Consider the following 24,659-nt stretch of genomic DNA (forward strand, 5'->3'; position numbering starts at 1 on the left):
GCTGATCTATATGTCAATTGTTGCAATGCAATAGTTCAATGCTGCAACGCACAAAAACGTGATGATGGAATGCAGAACCGCGTGTTGGTCGCGCGAGGAGCCGTGGAGGTTCGCTGGAATTTTCGGGGCGCGCGGTGGGGACTTGCGCGGTCGCCGCAAGGCGCTTGCTTAAGCTGCGCTCGCTACCTCATGTAGCCGCCGTCCGCACCAACCGTGAGCGATAAATGACTGTCCTGAAACCCCAGGCCACCTACGACGATTTCGCCCGCCTCGACATCCGGATCGGAAAGATCGTGGACGTCCAGCCGTTCCCCCGCGCGCGCAATCCGTCCGTCAAGGTCGGCGTCGACGTCGGCGCTGACAGGATCATGTGGTCGAGCGCGCAGATCACGAACTATCAGCCCGCCGACCTGCTCGGCTCGCCGGTCGTGTGCGTCTGCAATTTCGGGCCGAAGAACATCGCCGGCTTCACGTCCGAACTGCTGATCCTTGGCGCCAGGAATGCCGAAGGCAACGTGATCGTGCTTGGTCCGCGCAGCGAGGTCGCGATCGGCGAGCCGATCTTTTGACGCTTGGTGCGGCGTCGAGGCCAGTGCACGTAGCAGGCTGCTCGTACCACGCCGGAACCCTGTCATCCGGCCGCGCCTTGCGCGGAACCGTTGGGCCAATCCGCCTATCCCACCAGGCGATGAATGAAGCGCGCCCGCAAAGGGTCAGAGTTCCTTCCGTAGTTCTCCGGCCGTGAACATAGTTCCGCCTCCTCGGCTGCGTTAAAACGCAGATGTGCGGATCGCTTTCAGGCGGGTGCCATTGCATTTGATACGGAGCACCAAATGAGTTCCACAATGAGCGACAGGCTCGCCGAAGGGCAGATCGCGAGCCTGGAGGAGCAGCTTTCGAACCTGGCGCGCGAAGCGGGATTTAATGCTTCGGCCCCGCCGCCCAGCATGAAGACGTCGAGCGTCCCGCCGCCAACGAGTCGCCGATTGACGGATTGGCGCCATGTGGCTTTCGCCGGTTGCCTGCTGGCAGCAGCCATTGGTGTCGTCGCCTGGTGGTGGTCGTCCTCCGCCGATACGGCGATGACGGCCCCCTCAAATCCGATAGCTCTGACACAGGCTGCGCCGGAAGCCGCTGCGCCGAAAGACGCCGCACCGGCTGCTGTTGCCGCGTCTGCCGGATTGGAGCAGCAACTCCAACCGATGGCGCGCGATCTCGCTGCCTTGAGGCAAACGGTCGAACAGCTCAGGGTGACGCAAGAACAATTGGTCCGCGACAATGAAAATCTCAGAAGCCAATTGGCGGCGGGGCGAGAGGAAATCGCGCGCAACAACGGCATCATCGACCAGCTCAGGGCGACCCAGATCCAGATGGCGCGCGAAAGCCAGACGCTGACCGATCGCGTCAACGCAAGCCAGCAACAACTCGCCCGCATCATCGCCAGCGCTTCGGAGTTAAACGCGCTGCCCGAAGAGCCAAAGGCGATGTCCGAAGAGCCAAAGATGATCCCTGAAGAGCCAAAGGTGATGCCCGGAACACCACTGCCGCGTCCGCGGCAGTCGGCCAATGTCGCCCAGACGCAAAAGCCGGCGCCAAGTCAGGTGCGGCCGCAAGCCAAAAAACCGCAACCGTCAGTGTCATGGCCATGGTCACCCCGTAGCCCGTAGAGCGGATTGGAGCCGGCTTGTCCGCCGTAGCTCGAAGAGCGAAGGCGGAAGGCGTAATCTGCCGTTACGTATTTTTCTAAAGCGGCGCATTACGCCGGAGCCTGTCATCGGGCCGCGCATTGGACGGACCCGTTGCGCTAATCTCCCACCGAGTAGCGCGCTTGCGGCGTTTGGTTTCGCGCGCCCGTAGTATTACCGGGAAAGCCTTTGGCTGCGTACGGCGCATGCAGAATCATGGCATGAAGCCTGCATGGAGTTAGTTGACCGGGAATTTCCTATCAACGAAGGACGCCATGCTCGTTACTCTTGTCGCCGTTCTCTGCAACGGCCAGCTATGCCTGGAGAAAGTCGTCACCAACAGTGAGCAGTCAGGCATCACCATGACCGCCTGTATGGTCAATGCGCAAATCGGCATTGCCGAATGGCTCGCCAAGGGTCCGTATCACCAATGGAAACTACAGAGATACAAATGCATCGCGGGCAAATACGTGCCCAAAGACGAAGCATGATGGAATGCGCCGCCTCTCGGATGAGAGGCGCCCTCGCCTGCTAGCGCACCACGTCGCGCTTGACGTTGGCGACATGCTTGCCAACCATTCGCAGCCCGTAGCTCGTACGGCGGATTCGCGTTGCGCAATCCGCCGCTACCTGTCTCAAGCGGTGGATTGTACCATTGCATGCGGATTGGACCGGAACGCGACACAGCGCAGCATCTAGCGAACCGCGACGAACGTGGACAAGATCGATTTCAAGAAGCAGCTCGCAACATTCTACAGCGCGCCCAGGGGCAGTTTTGCCACCGTCGACATGCCAGCCATGCAATTCGTCAAGATCAACGGCGAAGGCGACCCCAATCGTGATCCAGCCTATCAGCGCGCCATCGAGTGGCTGTATTCGCTGAGCTACGCGATGAAATTTGCCAGCAAGACCGCATCGGGAAAGGACTACGTCGTTCCGCCGCTCGAAGGCCTTTGGTGGGCCGACAATCCCGACGATTTTGTCGGGCGGCGGGAGCATCTGTGGCAATGGACGATGATGATCATGGTGCCCGACTTCGTCGAGCGGCCCCTGTACGAGGCTGCGCTCGCAAGATCGCGGGACAAGCTCGGAGAGCCTCCGGTCTCGCTGCGCCTCGAGCCGTTGGACGAAGGGCGATGCCTGCAGACGCTGCATGTCGGCAGCTATGACGACGAGGGCCCGGTGCTCGCCAGGCTTCACCACGACATCATGCCTGCGATGGGGGTGACGTTTTCAGGGCCGCATCACGAGATCCATCTCAGCGATGCACGCCGGACGCCGCCGGAAAAGCTCAAGACGATCCTGCGGCAACCGGTCAGAAGCGCTGGCTGAGGCCCCGCCCTTTGAACCAAAAGAACGCGGCCTGCGACCAATACTAATTAGCGCCGTACACGCCCCTCGCTTCATTCGGGTTCCCGGGAAAAAGTGGCACCTGCCCGAAATGTCGGGTATCGAACAGACGACCAAACCCGGAACGATTTAAATTGGTCGCTACCTGAGTCGCGCAATTAATTTTTATAACCAGTTGGCACCATTACATTTTAGCAGAAAGACCTTTTCACTATTGAATAGCTTCAGGGATGGATCAGAAAACCACCAGATTGGTCGTCGGCACTCGTTTTAAGATGAGTGAACTCGGAGCCGCTCGATGCCCGGAACTGGCCGGGCAGACTGGGATCGTTGTCGAGGTGAGCCCTAGCAACACGGGCGTTACCGTGTTGTTCGATGGCGCCAACAGACCAACTGCCCTGCACAGAGATTTTATCACCCCGATCTCGAATAACGGATCGCGGGGCCGTTCGCCAAGGACTGGCTCTGGAAACGCGAGTCCGCCCCCGACGTGAAGTTCACGCGCGCCGGCGCCCGACCTGTTTGCGTGAAGCAGGTCGCATTCCGAAGCGCGAACAACAGCTACTCTTTCGGAGCACCCCGAATTTTCCAAGGAACGCGCGAACTCAAAGAGCGCATGTCAGCCGAAGCCCGTTGCGGGCGGCAGGTGGCGGCGTGGTCGCCAGGAGGTCGACGACTCCCGGTTTCAGCCAATCGTGCGTTCGAGCAGATTGAACCAATTGGTCGAGCCCAGCTTCTTCAACAGCGGCTCGGAGTATCCACTTTGCCGGAGAACCTCGATCAGCACGGGCAGCCCGGCCGCCGAGCCGATTTTCGCCGGCACGGTTGCGCCGTCGAAATCCGATCCAAATCCGACATGGTCCTCGCCGAGCTTGTCGATGAGATAGTCGAGCTGACGCACCATCAGTTCGACATCCGTATCCGCGATCATGCTGCCGTCAGGGCGAAGAAAGCAGGTCGCGAAGTTGAGACCGACCATGCCTGCGGAATCGCGGATCGCGGCCAATTGCCGGTCGGTCAGGTTTCTCGGCGAAGGGCACAACGCATGCGCGTTGGAATGCGTCGCGACCAGCGGCGCTGTGGAGAGGCGCGCGACATCCCAAAAGCCCTTTTCGGTGATGTGCGAGAGGTCGACGAGGATCTTCATTTCGTTGCAGGCGCTGACGAGCTTTTCACCGGCAGCGGTCAGGCCATCGCCGGTATCCGGTCCGGCGGGAAACTGAAACGGGACGCCATGACCAAAAATGTTGTTCCGGCTCCAGACCGGTCCCAGCGAGCGCAGGCCCGCCGCGTACAGCACCTCCAGAAAATGCAGATCACCGTCGATGGCTTCGGCGCCTTCCAGATGAAGCACCACCGCCAGCGCTCCGCGCGCGATCGCCGAATGGATCTCCGCGGTCGTCTTGCAAAGCGCCACGGCGCCCCGCGATCTCCTGACAACCCGCATCAGGATCGCCAGCTCACCGGCAACGGATTTCCGTGCCTCTTCGATGGGAAGCGGATCAGGAAGCGGCACCGCATAACGGCCGCCCGTCATCTGCTTGCTGAGCGACGCAAAATTGCCTGGCGATGGCGAGTACATCGCGAACAGACCGCCGACAAAAGCTCCGGCCCTGGCCTTTTTCAGGTCGATATGGCCGGCGTCTTCGCCGCCCAAGAAATCGGACACCACGTCGCTGGAAGCCGACTTGTAAAGACGCAGCAGAACATCGTTATGGCCGTCGAAGATGGAAATGTTGGTGGTCATTGTTTACCGGTGCCCGTGACAGATATCGCGAGTTGCGAGATCGCCTGCCATTTTCCGCAGAACCGGTCCCTGCGCAACCTCTATCCGTCAGCAAGTAGCCCGGATGAGCGCAGCGACATCCGGGACCACTGCAACGCCATCCCGGATGTCGCTGCTTGTCGTCCCTGCGTACGCAGGGACCCATAGCCACAGTGAGCGGTTGTTGCAAGGAAAGTCGTCCAGCAGTGTGCCCAGATAGCTTCCGCCGCGGCGTATGGGTCCCTGCGTACGCAGGGACGACAGCTTAACGGGGGGTGGATTCCGGAGGAACAAATCCGGGACAAGCGCATTGTTCAGCCAGCATCACGCATCGATTTGGAGCTATGTGTGATGACCGCGGACGCATTTGAACTCCGCCGCTTTGTACAACAGCATTTCCTTGGCCGCATATCGTCCGTGATGTTCGATCCCGGCTACCGCAATCATCTGGCGCTGATCGCGGACGGTTATGATGTCAGCGTATTCCTCGACGATCAGCTGCAGGATGGCTGTATTACCGCGGACCCCGATGAGGGTTTCGTCCAGCGGCGCGCATTTCTCAGATCGTCAGGGATCACCGACATGCGCCGCGGCTCCGTGTCGATCCGGATTTCGAAGAAGGACGTAGTCCGTAGGCCGTAGGGCCGAAGCAAGTAGCCCGGATGAGCGAAGCGACATCCGGGACCACTCCAACGCCACCCCGGATATCGCTTTGCTCATCCGGGCTACATCAACTGCGTCGCCCCTGGCGCAAATCAAATCCCGCTGCAGACCTGCGGCAAATCAACCCGACGGCCGCGCCCGGCGTAGCCTTGGCGAAGCCGGGGCAAATCAATTCTGATTTTCGGAAACGATGTCAAGCCCTGAAATAAAAAATATTTCGCTTTTCCAGAAGGCAAATCAGGGGCACATATATCGCCATCCCGTCCCACTCAGAGGGCGTCGGCCGTCGTCACGGTGGTCCTGGCGCCCCGTTGCTGGCGTCACGTTCGCGAGGAGCCAAACGCTTCTTGCGGGCAATGGTGGCAAGAAAGCCCGTTCACCAGGGAGAGCACGATATAAGTCGTAAAGCCACTGCGCAGGGAAGGCCGGATGCTCTCCGCTGGACCTGTATGCTCGTGTGCATTTTGTTTTGTGCAAATCGCACGCGAGACCGCGGGTGCAGCGCGCACCCGGTCTTCCCTGCGCCCTCTTCATTTTCGAGGGCAAGGAATTTCTGGCAAAGCTCGGGCGCAATGCGTCGCGAGATCGCGAACACATATTCAACTGTCGTCACCCGCGAAGGCGGGTGACCCAGTATTCCAGAGACATCGATGATAGAACCGAGAGGCCGCGGCGTACTGGATACCCCGCCTTCGCGGGGTATGACAGTTTTGCGCTGTGCTTCATCCGGGCTACATTCAATGCCATGACCGTCATCTCCATCCAGTCCCAGGTCGCTTACGGCCATGTCGGCAACTCGGCCGCGGTGTTTCCGATGCAGATGCATGGCATCGACGTCATTGCGGTGCCGACGACGTTGCTGAGCAACCGGCCGGGCTATCCAACCATCCGCGGCCGGGTGCTGGAGGCGCAATTGGTCGCTGATCTCCTGCTCGGGATCGAGGAGCGCGGGGCGGTCGACACCTGTGAGATGATCCTGTCGGGCTATCTCGGCTCGGCTGACATTGCCGCCGTCGTCGCCGACTTCGTCGCGCGCGCCAAGGCTCGCAACCCTGCCCTCTGCTATGTCTGCGATCCCGTGCTCGGCGATCGCGACCGCGGCTTGTTCGTGAAAGCCGACATCCCGCCGCTGGTGCGCGACCGGCTGTGCGGCCTCGCCGACATCATCACGCCCAATCATTTCGAGTTCGAATGGCTGTGCGGGGCGAAGTCCACGACGTCAGCTCAAATGCTGGATGCGGCGCGCGCACTGATGGCGCGCGGTCCATCGACGGTTGTCGTCACGTCGGCCGAATTGTCTGATACGCCTGATGGGGAGATCGAGACCCTCGCCATCGAGCAGTCAAACGCCTGGCGCGTGCGCACGCCGAAAGTTCCCATCAGCCCGAACGGCACCGGCGACCTGTTCGCCGCGCTGTTCACCGCCGCGCGCGTTCAGAACAAAGCCACACCGGAAGCGCTCGGCCACGCGGCGTCAGCGATATCAGCCGTGCTGGAGCGCACCGCGGCGCGCGGCACGGAGGAAATGCGGATCGTCGAGAGCGGACCGGAACTCGTTAATCCGAAGCGGCGGTTCGAGGCGGTCGCAATTGGCGGATCGTAGGTTCAAGCGCCGACAGGTCAGGCGTGATGTGAGTCACAGAACCCGTGTTCGGCGCGAGGCATGCTCCAGATCACAGAAAGGGACGCGGTGGTCGCGCCCCACCTGCCAGAGGGAGGAATGCCATGAAAGTCGATAACGCCCAGACCGCTCAGACCGATGCGCTTTCCGACAAAGAACTCAACGCCGTGTCGGGCGGCAAGAAACGCGTGCAGGTGACCAAGGAGCAGTACGAACAGATCCTCGAAGTCAAGATGATGTTCGCCAATTTGAAGTGAGCCCGACATTAGGGATCGAATGACGGCCGCCCACCTCTTCCGCATGCGGAAGAGGTGGGCGGCGGATGCCGATCGGCCTGCTGTTGTGCTACTCCAAAGACGGCGGAATCCGCCGTACTCGCTGGAGAAGACATGAGCCGATTCTGGAGCCGCCTGACGCACGACCTGAAACCCTATGTGCCGGGCGAACAGCCCCGCATCGCAGATCTGGTCAAGCTCAACACCAATGAAAGCCCGCTGGGCCCTTCCCCGCGCGTGCTGGAAGCAATCCGTGGCGAGGCTGCCGATAGCTTGCGCCTCTATCCGGACCCGCAGGCGTCCGCGCTGTGTGCGGCGCTCGCCACCTACCACCAGGTGCGCCCCGAGCAGGTGTTCGTCGGCAACGGCTCGGACGAGGTGCTGGCCCACGCCTTCGCAGCATTGCTGAAGCACGATGCGCCGTTGCTATTCCCCGACATCACCTACAGCTTCTACCCGGTCTATTGCCGCCTGTTCGGCATCGCCTATGAGGCCGTGCCGCTCGATGAGGCCATGCGGATCCGGCTCGCCGATTATCGCCGCACCGCCGGCGCGATCATCGTGCCCAATCCAAATGCGCCGACCGGGGTGGCGCTGTCGCGGGCCGAGATCGCTTCCCTGCTGGAGCAACATCCCGACGCGCCCGTTGTCATCGACGAGGCCTATGTCGATTTCGGCGCCGAGACCGCGATCCCGCTGGTCGCTTCGCACCCGAACCTGCTGGTCGTTCAAACCATGTCGAAATCGCGGGCGCTCGCCGGCTTGCGCGTCGGCTATGCGATCGGCGACGCTGGCCTGATCGAGGCGCTGACGCGGGTAAAGGACAGTTTCAACTCCTATCCGCTCGGCCGCCCCGCCCAGGCCGGCGCGATCGCCGCACTGGAGGACGAAGCCTGGTTTCAGAAGAGCCGCGCCAGCGTGATCGAAGGCCGCGAGCGGCTTACCCAGGGCTTGGCCCGGCTTGGCTTCGACGTGCTGCCGTCCTCCGCCAACTTCGTGTTCGCGCGTCATCCCGCGCATCAGGGCGCGGCGCTGGCCGCAGCGCTGCGCCAGCGCGCAGTCATTGTCCGCCATTTCGCAGCGCCCCGGATATCAGACTATCTGCGGATCACCGTCGGCACCGACGGGCAAACCGACCGGCTGTTGTCGGCGCTGTCGGATATCCTGGGTAGCGCCTAGGGGAGATCAATCTTAACCCGTTGGAATACGGTAAGCGCCGCAAATTTGGGCTTGTTATTGCCTTCCCAGCGACCCCGGCGTATTTCTGAGTAGCTTCAGATTCTAGCTTGCGACCGGGAGAGCCCTTGCCAGCGTGGAATTTCGGCCCCGCCGAACAGGAATTTGCCGAAGCCGGCCTTGATCCTACGCGCTGGGTCCAGGCGCTCACTTCCGTGGCTGCGGCCACCGGGAGCTTTGGCGCAGTCATGCTGCCCCTGTCGGGCGATGCCCTCCCGAATGTTCCCTATACCGAAAATGTTTCCAGAGTGATGGAAGACTATTTCCGGGATGGTTGGCACTCGCAGGACGAGCGCATGCGCACCGTCCCGACCCTGACGCAATGCGGGGTCGCGGACGATTTCGACGGCCATAGCGCCGATGAGATCGCCAAACATCCCTACTACCAGGAGTTCCTCGCACCACACGGCCTGCGCTGGTACGCCGGTGTCAAGGTTGCCTGCGGCGATGACCTGTGGGCGGTGGCACTGCAGCGCACGATCGATCAGGGGCCGTTTTCGGCGGACGAGAAGGACGAACTGGCGCGGATATCGAGCCGGCTTTCGACCGGCGCCGCGATCGCCCGCGCGCTCAGCGCTTCGGCCGCCGCGGGCGCGCTGGAAGCATTTGAAATGAGCGGCACGGCGGTGGTCCTGATCAACCGCCATGGCCACGTATTCAAGGCCAATGCGTCGGCCGAACGCCTTCTGGTTGATGATATCAGGATCGTAAAGGGCCAGCTGACCGCAAGAGATACGCGGGCGACGACGGCCTTGAACCGCGCCCTTCACAATTTGCTGTGGCGTCCGACCAGCGGACTTTCCGCGCCGGTCGCGTTGCCTCGTGCGACCGGCCGGCCGCTGCTTGCGTACCCGGCGAGACTTTCGAATTCGACCGCCAATGCACTGGCCGATTGCCAGGCCATGGTCATTCTGATCGATCCCGATAGCCGATCTTCAACGCCTGAAACGAACTTGCGTACGGTGTTTCGCCTGACCCAGGCGGAAGCCAGGCTCGCGACCCAGCTGGCGCTCGGCGAGTCCCTGGAAAACGTCGCCGATCAATTCGGGATCGGAAAGGAGACCGCGCGGAGCCAGCTCAAGAGCATCTTCGCCAAGACCGGCGTGCACCGGCAGGCCGAGCTGGTCGCGGTGCTGGCAAAGCTGCTGTAAGCACCTGCCCAACCGCCCTGTGACCGAGGAGGCAAGCGATGACCGATACCGTCATGTTTCACGAGGGCAATCGCCGGCTGCAGGATCAGTTCGACAGCCGCCGGATATCCGACCGTCTGGAGGAATTTTCCCGCGAGGAATTCACACCTGATGACCGGGTGTTCATCGAGAACCAGCCGTACTTCTTCCTGGCGACCGCCGATGCCGAGGGCCGGCCCGATTGCTCGTTCAAGGGCGGCATGCCGGGCTTCGTGACCGTCACCGGGCCGTCCGAGCTCGCCTTCCCCGATTACGATGGCAATGGCATGTTCAAGAGCCTCGGCAATATTCTGGTGAACGCCGACGTCGGCCTGTTGTTCATCGCCATGCATGGCAGGCCGCAGCGCCTTCGTGTCAACGGCACGGCAACCGTCAGCCGCGAAGATCCGCTGCTCGCCAGCACCGTCGGCGCGCAGCTGATCGTCCGCGTCGCCGCGCGCGTGATCTTTCCGAATTGTCCGCGCTACATCCCGGACATGCAGCTCAACGATCCCTCGGTTTACGCGCCGCGCGCCGGATATGAGGCGCCCGAGCCGGTGTGGAAGGGCTTTGACAGTTTTAAGGATTACGTGCATCCACTCCAGCCCACCTTCAAGGGCTAGGAACAGCATGCAAGTCGCGGTCGTCGGCGCCGGAGCGGTCGGTTGCTACTATGGAGGATTGCTGCTGCGGGCCGGACATGAGGTGACGTTCATCGGCCGGCAGCCGCATGTCGACGCCATCAACGCAAACGGCCTGCTGCTCGACACCAAGTCGTTCAAGGGACATTTGCCCGCCAAAGCCGCAACCGACGCTGGCGCCCTCGCCTCGCCGGATCTGGTGCTGGTGTGTGTCAAGTCGGCCGATACCGAGCAGGCCGGCCGGTCGCTGGCCGGTCGCTTGCGGCCGGAAACCTCCGTGCTCAGCCTGCAGAACGGCGTCGACAACGCGCCGCGCCTCGCCGCCGTCATCGGCCACGCCGTAATTCCCGTCGTCGTCTATGTCGGCAGCGAGATGGCCGGGCCCGGCCATGTCCGGCATCACGGCGGCGGCGATCTTGCGATCGGCGCCTCGGCCGCCAGCGAAGCGCTGGCGCAAACGCTGCGAGCCGCCGGTGTCGGCATTACGATATCGGACGACATCGAAGTCACGCTGTGGAGCAAGTTGATCATCAACTGCGCCTTCAATGCGCTGTCCGCCGTGGCCGGCATTTCCTACGGACCGATGCTGGAAGTCGAAGGCACCCGGGATGTCGTCGCCCGCGCGGTGCAGGAGGCAATCGCGGTCGCCCGCGCCAGCGGGGTCGCGATCCCCGACGACATCACCGGGCACATCATGAAGATCCCCGCCAACATGCCGAACCAGATGTCCTCCACCGCGCAGGATCTGGCGCGCGGCAAACCCAGCGAGATCGACTTTCTCAACGGCTATGTGGTGCGCAAGGGTGCGGAACTCGGCATTCCCACGCCGACCAATCAGGCGCTGCAGGTGATGGTGAAATTGGCGGAGCGCGGCAGGGAATTGTCCGGGATGCGGACGTAGCATGCAGGTAACGTCAAGCTGCCTCGCGGTCGATTTTTCGTAAGCGCACGAAGGCGGCCCACGCCTTCGGAAACTTGCTGTCATTCGGACTGATCGTAAGCAGCGCGCGGCAGGCTTCCTGGATCTCGTCGGATGAAGGACGGGCCTTCGCGTTACCGGATTTCGCTTGCTCCCAGCGGTCCTCGATCTTTTTGGCGAGCGCGATCGCCTGGCCCGCGGTCCGTTTCGGCGCCGACCGCGCCAGCGGGTGATCCGGGGGAAACATCGGCCATGCGGCCGGCGGCCGGTCACCGCTCCAGCCGCTCTCGTTGCCGAGCGCGGCCTTGGAGGACGAATTGGCCTGTTGTCCCGCCGAACCGGACTTTGAGGCCGAGCCGGAAGAGCTTGCAGAACCGGAATAGCTTCCGGAGCCCGACGAGCTTCCCGGCAGCGGGCCTCCCGTCATCTGGTTGGCCATGTGGCCAACCTGTTGTTCCAGTGACCCACCGGACCCGCCTCCCGACGGCATTTGTGTCCCGATGGTCGACATCGCCGAGGAGACGACGGACGGGACGACCTTCTCAATGGTTTTCACCATCGATTGCCCGTCGGGCGATGCCTTGTCTTCCGGCGAACTCGGGCAAGCCCTGAACGCGACGTGCCTTTGCGAGATCAAACCATCGTCATCGATGCGGGCAGAGTCGGTCGCCACGGTGTAAACGAAGCTGCGGAAGTCGGCATATTTTCCGGATTTATCCTTGGCCTTGACGGCCCCGCAAACATATTTCGCGGCGTTTTCCTCCACCGAGCGCAGCGTACTGAATTCCGCCGACTGCGGGTTGATCAGCAAACGCGAGACTGCGGTGCGCGCTTTCGAATGGCTCATGGAGAAGATCAAGCCCAATGCGTAGTCGGGATCGATCCAGGCAGGCTGATAATAGAAGGTGAGCTCGGCCGCCAAGAATGCTGCGCCCAGACCTGCGGAGATGAGCGCTGCAGGGAAGTTCATGAATTGCAACTCCAGGACAGTGTCCACGACCCGCCATCGTCATCACCCGATGCAATGCCGGCGGCGACAGACCGACGCGAGATCGCTCTGGTTGTGTAGACGCCTGGCAGCGATTTGAGGGAGAGCGCTTTAAAAAAACCTTAAGTTGCATCGACAAGTGCGCCGATGGAACTTTCCATCACTGGTTGATCTTAATATTCTATTCACAGGAACCTTTGGGAACTCGCACGTGTTCGGCGTACCCCGATATATCTATTCAAATATATCCCAAACCTCGATATATCCAGGCAGATATAGCCTCCAAGAACTGACGTCGACGCATCGACCGATCCACTACCGATAAAATTCTCCATAGCTTGTATGCGGCCAAGCAAGGACTATGACAGAACGGTGACAACGGCCAGCAAGCGGCCAATTGCCGAGCTAGCTGGTAACCCCGGCGTGGTTGCCCTGCCGGGAGGCGGAGAAACTCTCCCAGGTCACCATGAACATCGCTGCAATCACCGGGCCGATCACAAAGCCATTCAAGCCGAACACTTCAATGCCGCCCAGCGTGGAAATCAGCACGACATAGTCTGGCAGCTTGGCGTCTTTCCCGATCAGGAATGGACGGAGAAGATTGTCAACCAGTCCAATGACGAGCACCCCGTACACAACCAGGCTGACGCCCTGCCACACGGCGCCGCTTGCCAACAGGTAAATTGCAACGGGCACCCAGACCAGGCCGGATCCGATGGCCGGCAGAAGGGACAGGAAGGCCATCAACACCGCCCACAAAAGCGGCGCGTGAATCCCCAGAAACCAGAACGCCAGCCCGCCAAGCGTGCCCTGGGCGATGGCAACCAGGATGCCGCCCTTCACCGTCGCGCGGACGACATCGGCGAATCTGCCGAACAGTGCCGCCTTTTGATCGGCGCGAAGGGGAACGATCCGCTTGATCCGTTCGGCCAGCGCTTTACCGTCACGCAACAGAAAAAACAAAAGATACAGCATGATGCCGAGGCCAATCACGAAGTCGAAAGTGTTCATGCCGATGCTGAGCGCCTGGGGCGCCAGGGCCTGTCCACCCTTCATCGCGCCGGATGCCAGCCAGTCGCGAACCGCCGGAAGATTGTTCAGGTTGAAGCGATCCAGCAGACCTGTGGCCCAGGCCGGCAGTGCATCGAATATCCGCTGAATGTAGCGGGCGAAGTCGTACTCTCCGGATTGGACCTTGGCGTAAAGACTGGAGGCTTCCTGCGTCAGAGAGGCCGCGATCATCGCCAGGGGTAAGATGACCATTGCGATGATGATCAGGACCGTAACCAGGGCAGCGATCCCTGGCCGCCCGCCCGTCCTGACCAGCAGCTTCCGATTGAGCGGCGCAAAAATGACGGCGGCGACGGTGGCCCAGAGAATGGCGCCGTAAAATGGTTTCAGGACCCAGCCAAACGCGATGCTGACCACGAGCAGCAACAGCAGAAAACTTTGATCCTCAATCCTGCGCACCGCCGGTCTCCTTGTGGCTTTGCCGCACTGCCGCGGCAATGAACCGGACGGCACTTCTCGAACTTCGCGTATAGAACTTTTGACGGGCTCAATCGTTGCCTCCTCGGGCGCCCTGATGGCGACGTGCATTATTCCGGATCATTTGAATGGTCACGCAAAACGCGCTATGAATCCGGCGCGGATCGGTGTTGTCCTCCATCGTGCAGAGGCCGTCATGACAACAATCACCCGACGCCTTTTCCTCTCGCTAGCGGCTGCCCTTGCGCCAGCCGCTGCGGCCGCCCATCACGGCTGGGGCGGATACGACACCTCGAAATCGTTCACCGTGACCGGCAAGATCCTGAAATCGACCTTCGAGAACCCGCACTGCGAGATCGAGATGGAGGTCGATGGCAAGCACTGGCACTTTGTGCTGGCGCCGCCCTCGCGCATGCAGGCGCGCGGCATCACCGCGGACCTAATCGCGCCCGGCAAGACCTGCACCGTGTTCGGCTATCCCCATACCAGCAAGCCGGACGAAGCGCGCATCGAATACGTCGTTCTCGACGGCAAGCGCATCGAATTGCGATAAGCCCGCGTGGAACAGCAGCCCGCCGCGTCGATCTTCCTGGCCTTGCAGGAAAGTGCGCTGGGTCATCTGATGCGCTCGTCGCCCGCGCTTTATCCGGCGGTCGAAATCCTGCATATCCTCGGCTTCGTCGTGCTGGTGGGATCAATCCTGGCACTCGATTTGAGGCTACTCGGATGGGGGCGCGCAATCCCGATCGCGCCGATGGCGAAATTGCTGCTGCCGTTGTCGCGCATCGGTTTTCTGCTGGCGATCAGCATGGGCTTCCTGTTGTTCAGCGCGGACGCGTCGCACGTGGTGCGCAACCCGGCATTCCAGGCCAAGCTGTTGCTGATCGCAGCCGCCCTGGTCAACGTCGTGATCGCCCATGCCGGCCAGTGGCGGCGCGTGGCGCTCTGGCACGAAGAAGCCCCCGCCGGCGCCAAGGTTACCGCGCTGGTGTCGCTGCTGCTGTGGCTCGGCGCCGTCTGCGCCGGGCGTCTGATCGCCTATCTCTGAGAAGGTCGCCGCTATGCGCCGCAACCGCTTCGCCGTCGTCGCCCTCCTCCTCGGCTTTGCCGCCGCGGCGGCGACCGCGCGCGCCGACGAGGCCGCCTGGTCCGCGTTGCGCGCGGGCGGGCATGTCGCGCTGATGCGCCATGCCGATGCGCCGGGTGGCGTCGGCGATCCGCCGGGCTTCCGGGTCGATGACTGCGCCACCCAGCGCAATCTCAGCGCCAAGGGCCGCGCCGATGCCAAAAGGATCGGCGCACGGCTCAAGTCGGAGGGGATCGCGGTCGATCAAATCCTCGCCTCGCCATGGTGTCGTTGCATGGACACGGCAACCCTGCTGGAACTGGGACCGGTCGAAGCCGCGCCGACATTCGGCAATGTGGTCGTGCTGCGCGATCAGAAAGAGGCTTTGACCGCCGGTGCCCGCGCGGTGATCGGCAAATGGACCGGCCGTGGAAACCTTCTGGTCGTAACGCACGGCGCGAACATTCTGGCCCTCACCAGCACCTCGCCGGCAAGCGGCGAGATCGTGGTGGTCCGAAGCGGAAGCGCCGACCGCAGCGAGCCTGTCGGCCGTCTGCTGCTCGATTGACGTGCAGCGACAGCCTGTCCCCGTCCCCTACTGCACCACGTCGAGTTTGACATTGGTGAGGCCTTTGCCGACCATTCCGAGCGCGTCCGCCGCGGAATAGGAGACGTCGACGACACGCCCCGGAACGTAAGGACCGCGGTCATTGACCCGCACAGTCACGGACTTGCCGCTTGAGACATCCGTCACGCGCAGCTTGGTGCCGAACGGCAATGTCGGATGCGCCGCGGTCATGTCCATCGTGTTGAATCTTTCACCGCTCGCGGTCTTGGTTCCCTCGGTGTAGAAGCTCGCCACCCCCTGCGAGGCGGTCGTCTTGGTGCGGCCGGCATCTTTGCGCGACGCGAACCGGGTGTGCTTTCTTGTCGCCGCCACGCGCCTCTTGATCATGGGCGATGACATTCGATCGTGGTCCAGCGATGCCACTCGGCTGGCGCGAAGTTCGGATTTCTGACTGACGCCCGAGGTCTGCGTGCAGGCCGCCAGCGATGCCGCTGCCACACCAACGGCAAGCCAGCGAATGAATTTCCGGGCACGCGCGGCCGGCACCAAAAGCGGTTTGATGTGAGTCCGGCCCGTTCGGATGTCGACGTACGAGATACCAGTGCGCTCGATGGACATGTTGCAATCCCCAACTTGCGCCCCAGCCCAAGCCGAAAACCACCACGCCCAATGTTCCGAATCCAATCGGGGCGGAACCGCGGCCAGAAGAAGTCAGGCCCGGTAACGCCAGCACAATTCCGTTCAGGTGTGGTGATTGGGCCACAGCGCGCAGCGCGGCTGGATGCCGGCTTTTGCCCGGTGAACGGACGTCGTCAGTTAGTTATGACGGACAATTTCGCTTTGCTTGGGAGCCCTCGCGCGCTTCGATTTTCGGGGGACAGCGCTGCAGACTGGCTTCGCCTCCTCCGCCGGGAGGTTCATGGCATCAGCCATCTCATCGAGGACCGCTTTGTAATCAACACTCGCTTCCTGCGAAGGCGCATCCTTGGGAAGGGCTTTCTCCAATTGCGCTGACTGTACTTGGACAGGCTCGATAGCTCCATGATCGAACCGCACGCGCTCGAGTTTCGTCCCAACAAACCATACGCAGAGCACACCGGTGATTTTGTTGTCGTCAAAAATATCCGTGTTGACGGTGTCGACGGTCATGGTCGGTCCGCCGGATTTTAGCACCACGAGATCGCCTGACTTGATAACGGTCATTGGTAAAACCCTGGGTCGAATCGAGGCGGTTGCACCGCAACAATAGCAAATCGCGGCAGCACGCTAAAGGTGCCTGGAGCAGATCTCGCGCCGGCGGCTACAGGGAACTTGCCCGATCGCGGTTCCATAGCTCACAGCAAATGGCCTTGGCCTGCTCAGGATATCTCGTAGACCGACACCTTGTCCGCAATCCCGCTCAACGCCACGCTTCTGGGTGTTGGCTTCAGCCCCTTGGTCTCAAGCAGGGACCGGGCTCGCGCGTTCTCCACCACAGATTCCGTCACCACGATCGAGCGTGACGCCGCAAGCCCCTGGACCCGCGAGGCGATGTTCACCGTCTGACCGAAATAGTCCTGCTGGGCATTGAGCGTTACCGCGAGGCACGACCCTTCATGGATGCCCATCTTCAGGCTCAGGCTCTGATGCTGCCGCTCCGCGCCAAGGTCGCTCATCGCCTCGCGCATGCGGATCGCCGCGGCAATGGCGCGGTCCGGCGTCTCGAATGTCGCCATCACGGCATCGCCGATGGTCTTGACGACGGCGCCCCGTTCGGACGCGATGATCTCCTGCAACAGCCTGAAATGCTCGTTGACGAGATCGAACGCCGTGAGGTCGCCAACGCGTTCATAGAGTTCAGTGGAGCCCCGGAGGTCGCTGAACAGGAACGTCAGGCTCAGAATCTTGAGCCTCTGGCCGATCGCGAGCGTATCGGTCCGATAGATGTCGCGAAAGGTCTGGTTGGTGAGGAGGCGCGTTGCGGTGAGCACGGGCTTGCGTCGCGTCAGGATGGCGTCCAGCGCCGCGTTCGCCACCCATACCGCCGGCAACACGCGGCCGTCGGTACGGTTCTCCAGCGCCAGCCGCAGCGGCCCGGGGCGCAAGGCGACGGTATCGACGGGCACCTGGACCTTGTTGAACATCACGGACAGATTCTGGCGCTCGGCGGTCTCCTCGCCTTTTACCTCGATGAACTGGGCCGCATGCGTCACGGGATCGAACACGATCAACGTGCCCTCCGGCGCGTGCAGGGAAAGGATGGCCCTTTCGCCCGGCGGCAAATCGACCATTTCGAGCGTGACCTCACCCAGCAGCTTCTCGACGTCGCCGGGAAGATCGATCGCCGAACTCCAGAAGATCTGGCGATAATATTCGGCCGCCGACAATTCGTCAGGGCTATGGGCCGCGATCTTCCGCACGCGCGGGCTTACCGTGAAGGTCACCTCGACCAGATTGTCGAGCGTCGTCTCATAGCCCGCGGCGCAGAAAGCGCAATTGTACTGCGCACTGTTGAGCGTCTTCAGGCTCCTATTGGCGGAAAGCACCCCGGCGCAACTCGGGCACATCACGTTCCATGTCATCTCGAACATGCCGAGCCCGACCGCATTCAGGAGTGTTGCAATGACCCGCTCCTCGTCGAGGCCCTCTTTGGTTGCGATCTCCAACGCGTTCATTTTGTTCAGGGCATGGTCCGGGGCGTCCCGCACCATACGCTCGAACATGTCCACGATGGTTTCGTCGGCCGACTGGCGCAGGGCGGCAAACAGGGTCTCGGTTTCGCTCATGCGCCGATGCTACCTGAAAGAAGGCGACGCGAACACCCGCTAAGCGATCCCCTTGCACACACAACTAAGCGACTTGTCCGCCGCAAGTAATCCAACCAGCGACCTGCCTCGCTGAAGCTCAACGAGCCGGGGAAGCAAAAGGCGGAATTCCGCCAGAACGTGATCCGGATCACGGCCGGGTCCGCGCCTCCAGGCCAACCTATGCACGCGGATGTAATCCACTTAACCCCAACCCACAGGAGACCGTCATGACGCACGATCGCGATGCACAGGTGCAGGAGCTTACCGCCGAGCAGCTCGAACGCGTGGCGGGCGGGTTCCTGATCCAGGAGATGATGGCCAACCTGAAGCTGATGGGCGAGATCCTCTCCAACGTCAGCAAGACGCGGGCCGAGATCAGCATGACCTTTGCGCGCAATTCGCGGGCGTAAGTCATCGCCTGCTCCTCCGCTATGCCGCCGTCATCCCTGCGCGAGCGCATCCCTGGAGGGGATTAGCAATCACGCTTGTTTGAAGCTCGAACCGGAAGTCAATCACGTGCCACCAAGAGAAAAGGCCGGCGGGCGTTACGCCACCGACCTTCTCTTGCAACTGCCGGCTCGAATCCGGTTCCGCTGCGATCCCATGGCGGAAATCCTGCGGGAGTTTGGTTAATCGAACGTTAACAGAATCGGCGTGATGTGAATCACGGAAGGGCACGATTCGTCCCGGTAGGTTTGCTGTCACGTTGCGGGACATCCCCGTAATTCCCCGTCGGGAATCTACCGGAATATCCAGCGGAATCCGCCGCTGTTACTTTGAGACAGAGATTCGATTCGCTTGGTGAAGGAGACCGACATGGCCCAGGTCTATTTCCACTGCTCCAGCTCCCGCGAAGTTCGCGTCGATCAGTTCGGCGCTGTCGTGAGCAACCTCGCCGAGGCGCGCGACCGCGCCGCCTGCGTGGTGCGATCGCTGATCATGGAAGAGAGCGCGGAAGACTGGCGCGACTGGGTCGTGCATGTCAGCGACGATTTCGACGACGAGATCTTCGAAGTCTCCTTCTCGTCCGTTCTCGGCAAGCCGAATTGAGGGGTGTCATGAGCACCGCGCAAATCACCATGCCGCTGTTCCGCCGCCTCGACCGAATCGTCACGGGCTGGCATCGCCTGGTCAACCGCGCATTCGACGGTTACCGGCCCGAGCGGCATTACATGCGCGGCCCGGGGCCGAAATGGTACGCCAAGCACGGCGCGGCAGGCGCTGCTGCAATCTGACTTAGCGGCTCAATACGGAGGCGCCTTCTTCGCCCGCTGCGCCTTTGCCGCTTCCACCCACCACGCCAGATCATCCGCAAAGCGGGGGAACGCCCGCTCCAGCGCCTTGCCGGCCTCGCCGGTCGGCTTGCCGTCGTCCGAGAGGGTTTGCGCGATCGGCCCGACCCCGATCGTGGAAGAGATCACCACCATGCCCATCTCGGAGAGCGTGCCGTGCCAGGCGGTCGCGGCGCGGGCACCGGAGAGACGGCCGGCCGAATAGCTGACGATGGCGGCCGGGCGCCAGAACCACTCTTCGAGAAAATGGTCGGTGAGGTTTTTGAGGCCGGGCTGCATGCCCCAATTGTATTCGCCGGTGATGAAGACAAAGCCATCGGCACCGCGGATCTTTCCCGCGAGCTCTTCGAGCACCGCCGGCGCCTGGCCTTTCGGATGCTCCTTGTACATCCGGTCCAGCATCGGCAGGCCGACCGCCTTGGCGTCGATCAGCTCGACATCGTCGCCGCGGCCGCGCAGGCCTTCGACGATGAACTGGGCCAGACGGATGCCCATGCGGTCAGAGCGATAGGAGCCGTAGAGGACCAGAATGCGATGGGTCATGGTGCCGGCAGGTTAACACGACTGCCGGGTGCGCGCGAGCCGGCGTCAGCCGCACCGGACTTAGCTCAACCAGGTATCGCCCGTGTGATCCAGACGATGCTCGTTCTTGGGCATCGACAGGCCGCGATAGAAGCCGATCATGCCCCAGACAAAGACGCCGAGTATCAGCGTCACGCCGATGTATTGAGATATGTTTTCCATGCCCTTTGGTCGCGGTGGATGGAAAAGGGTTCACTGCCGTCATCCGCCGGGACCGAACGCGGGGCACCGTCAGCTCTGATGCGGTCCCCGCATCATCTTCATGGCGTCTTCGATATGGCGCCACTCGCTGGCCTCCTCGGCTTCGCCCTTGCGCTCACAGGCAATCGCATTCTGCGCCGCCTGGGCAATCGCCGCCGGGCCATGCTTCTCGAGCATCTGCCGCGCGATGGTGTGGATTTGCATCTCGAATGTCATGTCGCGCTCCCTGAGGTTGGCGCCGCAGGAACCGGTTCCCCTGCAGGGCTGCGGCCTGTTGTGAGAAGCGCCGAACCGGCCTGCTCGTTCCACGCCGGGCACCCCTCATCCGGGTTCCGCCTCACATTTCTCCGAGCTCCGGCGGCTCAAACCAGTTGGTCAGCGACAAGCCGCCATCGATCGTGATCGCCGAGCCCGTGACATAGGCCGATACCCGGTTCGAGAGCACCGCCAGCGCCAGCGGCGCGAGGTCGCTGGCTTCCCCGAGACGGCCGAGCGGAATGTGTTTTGCCAGCGACGGATCGGCAACAAAACCGCCGGCGGCAATCGCGCCGGGCACCAGCGCGTTGACGCGGATGCCGTAGCGGCCGAACGTTTTTGCGAGCTCCTTCACCAGCATCGCCATCCCGGCCTTTGCGGTCGAATAATGCGGCAGATTGCGCGGCGTGCCGGCGTGCAGCGAGGTCAGCAGCAGGAACGAGCCGGGCTGTTTCGCCGCGATCAGCCCCCGCGCCAGTTCGCGCGAAAGGTGAAAGCCGGCCTCGAGATTGACCGCATGCATCTGCGCCCAGGTCTCGGTGCTGACGGCCATGGCATGATCGGCCTCGCGCCGCGGCGGCGAGGCGCTGTGCACGAAATGGGTCACCCGCCCGACGGCGGATTGCGCGTCCTTCAGCAGCGCTTCTCGCGCGGCGGCGTTGGCGAGATCGCCGACCCACGGCACGGCCAGTTCCGGCCGCGGCGAAGCCTTGATCGCGGCCGCGACCCGCTCCTCGCTGATATCGGCGAATACGGTCCGCACGCCCTCGCCGACCAGCGCCTGCGCGATGGCCCGGCCAATGCCGTTGCCGGCGCCCGTCACCAGTGCCGCCTCGCGTGCGGGGTCGAATGGATTGCCGAGCAGGCTCATGGCGTTCTCCCAGACGGTATCGCGATCAAGCATAAGTCGGCGCACCGGTCTGCGCCAATACGCCCAGCGCAACGAACCGTATCAACCGGAAAGAACCACAATTTCTTTCGGAACCCGGCTGCAAAACACAAGCGGCGGATGCCATAGTCCGGTCAATTGCCGCAAATCGGCATCATACCGGCAAAGACCCATGGGAGAGACAATGGCCTTGAAGGAATCTCACGTCGCAGGTGTTTCCACCACCGTCCGCGACGTCACGCTCGGCCAGTTGCTGGAGCAGGCCGCGCGGTCGGCGCCGGACCGGCTCGCGCTGATTGCGGGTGTCCCCGACCCCGCTGCGCGCCGCCAGTGGACGTATGCGGAGCTTCACACCGAGGCGCAGCGCACGGCGCGCGCCCTGCTCCGCCGCTTCAAGCCGGGCGAACGGGTCGCCGTCTGGGCGTATAATTTGCCGGAATGGGTGATGATGGAGTTCGGCACCGCGATGGCCGGGATGGTGCTGGTCACCGTCAATCCGGGTTTTCGCGCCAACGAGGTCGAATACGTGCTGAAGCAGTCTCGCGCGGCCGGCGTCTTCGTGGTGCCGGCGTTCCGCGGCAATCCGATGCTGGAAACGGTGCGGGAGGTCGCCGCCCGCTGCCCGGAATTGCGCGAGATCATCTCGTTCGACGACTGGGCTTCCTTCATCGCCACCGGCGACGACCACAGTATCGCGCTGCCGGACGTCAAGCCGACCGATCCGGTCATGATCCAGTACACGTCAGGCACCACGGGATTTCCGAAAGGCGCGCTGCTGCATCACCGCGGGCTTGCCAACAACGGCGCCGATACCGCCGTGCAGATGGGGGTCGAGCCCGGCGACGTCTTCATCAGCACGATGCCGCTGTTCCACACCGGCGGATGCGTTTGCTGCGTGCTCGGCGCGGTGTCGCGCGCGGCAACCCAGGTGCTGATCGAAGCGTTCGAGCCTGGCCTCGTGTTGGAAATGTTTGCGACCTATCGCGGCAACGCCATGGTCGGCGTTCCCACCATGCTGGTGGCGATGCTGGAGCATCCCTCCTTCGCCACGACAGACCTGTCGTCGGTCAAGGCCATCTGCTCGGGCGGTTCGACCGTGCCGGCCGCACTGGTGACGCGGTTCGAAAAAGAACTCGGCGCGCCCTTCACCATCGTGTTCGGCCAGACCGAATGCTCGCCGGTGGCGGCGATGACCAGGACGTCAGACACCATCGAGGACAAGGCCGGCACTATCGGCCTGCCGCTGCCGAACATGGAGAACAAGATCGTCAATCCCGACACCGGCAAGACCGTGCCGATCGGCGAGATCGGCGAGTTCTGCACGCGCGGCTACCACGTCATGCTCGGCTATTTCGAGATGCCGGACGCCACGGCCGCTTCCATCGACGCCGATGGCTGGCTGCATACCGGCGACCTCTGCGCGATGGACGCCCGCGGCTACTGCACCGTCGAGGGCCGGCTCAAGGACATGATCATCCGCGGCGGCGAGAACATCTATCCGCGCGAACTCGAGGAACTGCTGTTCCGCCATCCCAAGATCAGCGAGATCGCCGTGGTCGGACTGCCGCACGAAAAATGGGGCGAGGAAGTCGCCGCCTTTATCCGCCCGGCGCAAGGTGCCGTGATCGACAAGGAGGAACTGTCAGCCTACATGCGGGCCTCACTGGCTCCGCACAAGACGCCAAAGCACTGGTTCGTGGTCGAGGCGTTTCCACTGACGGGCTCCGGCAAGATCCAGAAGTTCAAGTTGCGCGAGATCTGGGCAAAGGGCGAGCTGACGGCGCTTTGATGCGCCGGACGCTTTTCGAAGGTTGTGCCGGGCTGCCGTCGGCGCTAGCCTCGCCAAAACCGGAAAAGCCCAAAACCGGAAAAGCGTAAGGAAAAGTGTCAGGGAGAGGTCATGATGCGCGGTGCTGCGTTGCTTGTTGGTTTGGTTCTCGTTGCGACGACGGCGCATGCCGGCCCTCGCTCGGAATATGTAACGATGGTGTTGCAGGCGTTCGCGGCCAAGGTGGAATGCCCCGGCACTGATGTCGTCTATCAGGATCTGGTGCAGAAGGCCCAGGAGATGCAGCAGCCGGATGGCACCACCGAGCAAGTCCGAAAGGCGATTGCGTACGTGCATACCGGCGGAAAAATGGGTGAGCGCCCGGATGACGGGCTCTTGCAGGAGGTCGCCATCGCGACGAGGACGACGGACCTCGACCAGAGGCGCGTCGGCATGACGACCTGGTGCGAGACCCAGAAGGGCAGGCTTGCAGGCTTTATCCGCGCCAAGAACTAGCAACCGTTTCGCAGGACGGTGGCGCGGCCTGATTCACCGGGCTGGCGCATCACGCGTATCCGTAGCCACCGTTTACGCGGATCCGTCGGCGCGTATCACTTCTCCTTGTAGACGTCTTTCAACTTGTAGACGTCTTTCAACCGGTACAAAAACGGCCTAACCTCCCTGCTCACAGTCTGCGGGAGCCAGCATGCGAACCCGCGTCAGAAAGACCGCGCACATCCTGGAGCGCCTTGGCCTTGCGATGGCCGGGGCTGCAAGCGGATTGTTTGTGGCTGCACTCGTCGGCACCAGCATCGCGCAGTTCACGTCACAGGCTTTCCTGCTTTTGATGATGCTCGGCGGCGCAGTCGGATTCTATCTGGGCATCGACACCCCGCAACGTCCCTTCTACACCAATGGTAAGCCGTCGGACGGGCATTGGGATGGCAAGATCGACGCGCCGGAATTGCTCAGCGCGGTCGGCACGTTCCTCGCCGCCGCCGCAGCCTTTGCCTCCGTCAGCGTGATCGTGCTCCGTCACGATCCGCACCTCGCCTGGACCTGGATGATCATGGTCGGCTGGGTCTTGGGAATCACCATGCAGACCGTTGCCGGCGCGATTGCACGTCGCCGGGGGTGACACGATCGCGTCTTATCGGTCAGACCGGCCGATGACCGCCATCAACTCCGATATCTTCTGGCGCTGATCCGTCTTGTCACCGCTCGCAATCGCGTGCTCGACGCAATGCGAGACATGATCCTTCAACACCTCTTCCTCGACGCGCCGGAGCGCGGCGCGCACCGCCGATATCTGCGTCACGATATCGATGCAGTAGCGGTCCTCGTCCACCATCCTGGACAGGCCGCGGACCTGGCCCTCGATGCGGCTCAGACGTTTTTGACAGGATGCCTTGATGTCTTTTCTCATGCGGCCTATATACCCCTACAGGGTAT

The 24,659-nt window shown here is 62.4% G+C and carries 31 protein-coding genes; 20 read left to right on the top strand and 11 right to left on the bottom strand.

What is annotated here, in order from left to right; genetic code table 11:
• Positions 1-224: 224 nt before the first annotated feature.
• From JQ567_RS02025 to JQ567_RS02040, 4 genes are all read left to right on the top strand, one after another.
• On the top strand, positions 225-569 hold the full coding sequence (locus JQ567_RS02025) for a tRNA-binding protein (protein ID WP_212437252.1): 345 nt from the start codon (positions 225-227) through the stop codon (positions 567-569).
• Positions 570-833: 264 nt separating this feature from the next.
• Positions 834-1,667, top strand: coding sequence for a hypothetical protein (locus tag JQ567_RS02030; RefSeq protein ID WP_212437253.1), 834 nt, complete (start codon positions 834-836; stop codon positions 1,665-1,667).
• A 293-nt stretch (positions 1,668-1,960) separates the two neighbouring features.
• The gene (locus JQ567_RS02035) at positions 1,961-2,176 is read left to right on the top strand and encodes a hypothetical protein (protein WP_212262085.1); all 216 of its coding nucleotides are present in this window, start codon (positions 1,961-1,963) and stop codon (positions 2,174-2,176) included.
• Positions 2,177-2,399: 223 nt separating this feature from the next.
• Positions 2,400-3,017 (top strand): GyrI-like domain-containing protein, encoded by a 618-nt coding sequence (locus tag JQ567_RS02040; RefSeq protein WP_212437254.1) that lies wholly within the window; start codon positions 2,400-2,402, stop codon positions 3,015-3,017.
• A gap of 703 nt (positions 3,018-3,720) precedes the next feature.
• On the opposite strand, the gene JQ567_RS02045 is transcribed toward JQ567_RS02040, so the two are convergent.
• Positions 3,721-4,782: a dipeptidase gene (locus JQ567_RS02045; RefSeq protein WP_212437255.1), complete on the bottom strand. Its 1,062-nt coding sequence runs from the start codon at positions 4,780-4,782 to the stop codon at positions 3,721-3,723.
• A gap of 369 nt (positions 4,783-5,151) precedes the next feature.
• Here JQ567_RS02045 and JQ567_RS02050 point away from each other — a divergent pair, with 369 nt between their 5' ends.
• From JQ567_RS02050 to JQ567_RS02080, 7 genes are all read left to right on the top strand, one after another.
• Complete coding sequence (locus tag JQ567_RS02050; RefSeq protein ID WP_212437256.1) at positions 5,152-5,442, top strand: hypothetical protein; 291 nt, start codon at positions 5,152-5,154, stop codon at positions 5,440-5,442.
• Positions 5,443-6,208: 766 nt separating this feature from the next.
• Positions 6,209-7,066 (top strand): pyridoxal kinase PdxY, encoded by an 858-nt coding sequence (pdxY, locus tag JQ567_RS02055; RefSeq protein WP_212437257.1) that lies wholly within the window; start codon positions 6,209-6,211, stop codon positions 7,064-7,066.
• Between the two features lie 122 nt (positions 7,067-7,188).
• On the top strand, positions 7,189-7,341 hold the full coding sequence (locus JQ567_RS02060; protein WP_212437258.1) for a bacteriocin: 153 nt from the start codon (positions 7,189-7,191) through the stop codon (positions 7,339-7,341).
• 132 nt (positions 7,342-7,473) lie between these two features.
• Entirely contained in the window at positions 7,474-8,538 is a 1,065-nt protein-coding gene (hisC, locus tag JQ567_RS02065) for a histidinol-phosphate transaminase (protein WP_212437259.1), read from the top strand.
• 125 nt (positions 8,539-8,663) lie between these two features.
• The gene (locus JQ567_RS02070; protein ID WP_212437260.1) at positions 8,664-9,746 is read left to right on the top strand and encodes a helix-turn-helix transcriptional regulator; all 1,083 of its coding nucleotides are present in this window, start codon (positions 8,664-8,666) and stop codon (positions 9,744-9,746) included.
• Between the two features lie 38 nt (positions 9,747-9,784).
• Complete coding sequence (locus JQ567_RS02075) at positions 9,785-10,387, top strand: pyridoxamine 5'-phosphate oxidase family protein (RefSeq protein WP_212437261.1); 603 nt, start codon at positions 9,785-9,787, stop codon at positions 10,385-10,387.
• 7 nt (positions 10,388-10,394) lie between these two features.
• Positions 10,395-11,306, top strand: coding sequence for a ketopantoate reductase family protein (locus JQ567_RS02080; RefSeq protein WP_212437262.1), 912 nt, complete (start codon positions 10,395-10,397; stop codon positions 11,304-11,306).
• Positions 11,307-11,319: 13 nt separating this feature from the next.
• Here the strand turns inward: JQ567_RS02080 and JQ567_RS02085 are convergent, their stop codons facing one another.
• Positions 11,320-12,294, bottom strand: a complete 975-nt coding sequence (locus JQ567_RS02085; protein WP_212437263.1) for a hypothetical protein — start codon at positions 12,292-12,294, stop codon at positions 11,320-11,322.
• A 423-nt stretch (positions 12,295-12,717) separates the two neighbouring features.
• Positions 12,718-13,782, bottom strand: coding sequence for an AI-2E family transporter (locus tag JQ567_RS02090; protein ID WP_212437264.1), 1,065 nt, complete (start codon positions 13,780-13,782; stop codon positions 12,718-12,720).
• Between the two features lie 214 nt (positions 13,783-13,996).
• Here JQ567_RS02090 and JQ567_RS02095 point away from each other — a divergent pair, with 214 nt between their 5' ends.
• From JQ567_RS02095 to JQ567_RS02105, 3 genes are read left to right on the top strand one after another with little or no spacing between them, the layout of a single operon-like run.
• Entirely contained in the window at positions 13,997-14,353 is a 357-nt protein-coding gene (locus JQ567_RS02095; RefSeq protein WP_212437265.1) for a DUF6152 family protein, read from the top strand.
• 6 nt (positions 14,354-14,359) lie between these two features.
• Positions 14,360-14,848: a DUF6644 family protein gene (locus tag JQ567_RS02100; RefSeq protein ID WP_212437266.1), complete on the top strand. Its 489-nt coding sequence runs from the start codon at positions 14,360-14,362 to the stop codon at positions 14,846-14,848.
• A 13-nt stretch (positions 14,849-14,861) separates the two neighbouring features.
• Positions 14,862-15,434, top strand: coding sequence for a histidine phosphatase family protein (locus JQ567_RS02105; RefSeq protein WP_212437267.1), 573 nt, complete (start codon positions 14,862-14,864; stop codon positions 15,432-15,434).
• 27 nt (positions 15,435-15,461) lie between these two features.
• Here JQ567_RS02105 and JQ567_RS02110 read toward each other — a convergent pair whose 3' ends face one another.
• The 3 genes from JQ567_RS02110 to JQ567_RS02120 all read right to left on the bottom strand — a co-directional run bounded on the left by JQ567_RS02110 (position 15,462) and on the right by JQ567_RS02120 (position 18,199).
• On the bottom strand, positions 15,462-16,052 hold the full coding sequence (locus JQ567_RS02110) for a septal ring lytic transglycosylase RlpA family protein (RefSeq protein WP_212437268.1): 591 nt from the start codon (positions 16,050-16,052) through the stop codon (positions 15,462-15,464).
• A 198-nt stretch (positions 16,053-16,250) separates the two neighbouring features.
• Entirely contained in the window at positions 16,251-16,637 is a 387-nt protein-coding gene (locus JQ567_RS02115) for a YodC family protein (protein WP_212437269.1), read from the bottom strand.
• 155 nt (positions 16,638-16,792) lie between these two features.
• On the bottom strand, positions 16,793-18,199 hold the full coding sequence (locus tag JQ567_RS02120; RefSeq protein WP_212437270.1) for an adenylate/guanylate cyclase domain-containing protein: 1,407 nt from the start codon (positions 18,197-18,199) through the stop codon (positions 16,793-16,795).
• Positions 18,200-18,447: 248 nt separating this feature from the next.
• Between JQ567_RS02120 and JQ567_RS02125 the strand changes: the two genes are divergently transcribed.
• The 3 genes from JQ567_RS02125 (at position 18,448) to JQ567_RS02135 (ending at position 19,455) form a co-directional block, all read left to right on the top strand.
• On the top strand, positions 18,448-18,630 hold the full coding sequence (locus JQ567_RS02125) for a hypothetical protein (protein ID WP_212437271.1): 183 nt from the start codon (positions 18,448-18,450) through the stop codon (positions 18,628-18,630).
• Positions 18,631-19,036: 406 nt separating this feature from the next.
• Positions 19,037-19,270 (top strand): DUF6894 family protein, encoded by a 234-nt coding sequence (locus JQ567_RS02130; RefSeq protein ID WP_212437272.1) that lies wholly within the window; start codon positions 19,037-19,039, stop codon positions 19,268-19,270.
• Positions 19,271-19,278: 8 nt separating this feature from the next.
• Positions 19,279-19,455, top strand: coding sequence for a hypothetical protein (locus JQ567_RS02135; RefSeq protein WP_212437273.1), 177 nt, complete (start codon positions 19,279-19,281; stop codon positions 19,453-19,455).
• Between the two features lie 9 nt (positions 19,456-19,464).
• Here JQ567_RS02135 and JQ567_RS02140 read toward each other — a convergent pair whose 3' ends face one another.
• The 4 genes from JQ567_RS02140 to JQ567_RS02155 all read right to left on the bottom strand — a co-directional run bounded on the left by JQ567_RS02140 (position 19,465) and on the right by JQ567_RS02155 (position 21,421).
• The gene (locus tag JQ567_RS02140; protein WP_212262147.1) at positions 19,465-20,055 is read right to left on the bottom strand and encodes an NADPH-dependent FMN reductase; all 591 of its coding nucleotides are present in this window, start codon (positions 20,053-20,055) and stop codon (positions 19,465-19,467) included.
• A 60-nt stretch (positions 20,056-20,115) separates the two neighbouring features.
• The gene (locus JQ567_RS02145) at positions 20,116-20,256 is read right to left on the bottom strand and encodes a hypothetical protein (RefSeq protein ID WP_212437274.1); all 141 of its coding nucleotides are present in this window, start codon (positions 20,254-20,256) and stop codon (positions 20,116-20,118) included.
• A gap of 69 nt (positions 20,257-20,325) precedes the next feature.
• The gene (locus JQ567_RS02150) at positions 20,326-20,511 is read right to left on the bottom strand and encodes a hypothetical protein (protein ID WP_212437275.1); all 186 of its coding nucleotides are present in this window, start codon (positions 20,509-20,511) and stop codon (positions 20,326-20,328) included.
• Between the two features lie 121 nt (positions 20,512-20,632).
• Positions 20,633-21,421, bottom strand: coding sequence for an SDR family NAD(P)-dependent oxidoreductase (locus JQ567_RS02155; RefSeq protein WP_212437425.1), 789 nt, complete (start codon positions 21,419-21,421; stop codon positions 20,633-20,635).
• Positions 21,422-21,623: 202 nt separating this feature from the next.
• Here JQ567_RS02155 and JQ567_RS02160 point away from each other — a divergent pair, with 202 nt between their 5' ends.
• The 3 genes from JQ567_RS02160 (at position 21,624) to JQ567_RS02170 (ending at position 24,345) form a co-directional block, all read left to right on the top strand.
• Complete coding sequence (locus JQ567_RS02160; RefSeq protein ID WP_212437276.1) at positions 21,624-23,228, top strand: AMP-binding protein; 1,605 nt, start codon at positions 21,624-21,626, stop codon at positions 23,226-23,228.
• A 114-nt stretch (positions 23,229-23,342) separates the two neighbouring features.
• A complete protein-coding gene (locus JQ567_RS02165; protein WP_212437426.1) occupies positions 23,343-23,723 on the top strand; it encodes a hypothetical protein in 381 nt (126 codons plus the stop codon).
• 190 nt (positions 23,724-23,913) lie between these two features.
• The gene (locus JQ567_RS02170) at positions 23,914-24,345 is read left to right on the top strand and encodes a hypothetical protein (protein ID WP_212437277.1); all 432 of its coding nucleotides are present in this window, start codon (positions 23,914-23,916) and stop codon (positions 24,343-24,345) included.
• A gap of 12 nt (positions 24,346-24,357) precedes the next feature.
• On the opposite strand, the gene JQ567_RS02175 is transcribed toward JQ567_RS02170, so the two are convergent.
• Positions 24,358-24,633 (bottom strand): metal-sensitive transcriptional regulator, encoded by a 276-nt coding sequence (locus tag JQ567_RS02175; protein WP_192739747.1) that lies wholly within the window; start codon positions 24,631-24,633, stop codon positions 24,358-24,360.
• Positions 24,634-24,659 lie beyond the last annotated feature (26 nt).

The organism is Bradyrhizobium sp. AUGA SZCCT0431, assembly GCF_018131065.1.
Classification (GTDB): domain Bacteria; phylum Pseudomonadota; class Alphaproteobacteria; order Rhizobiales; family Xanthobacteraceae; genus Bradyrhizobium.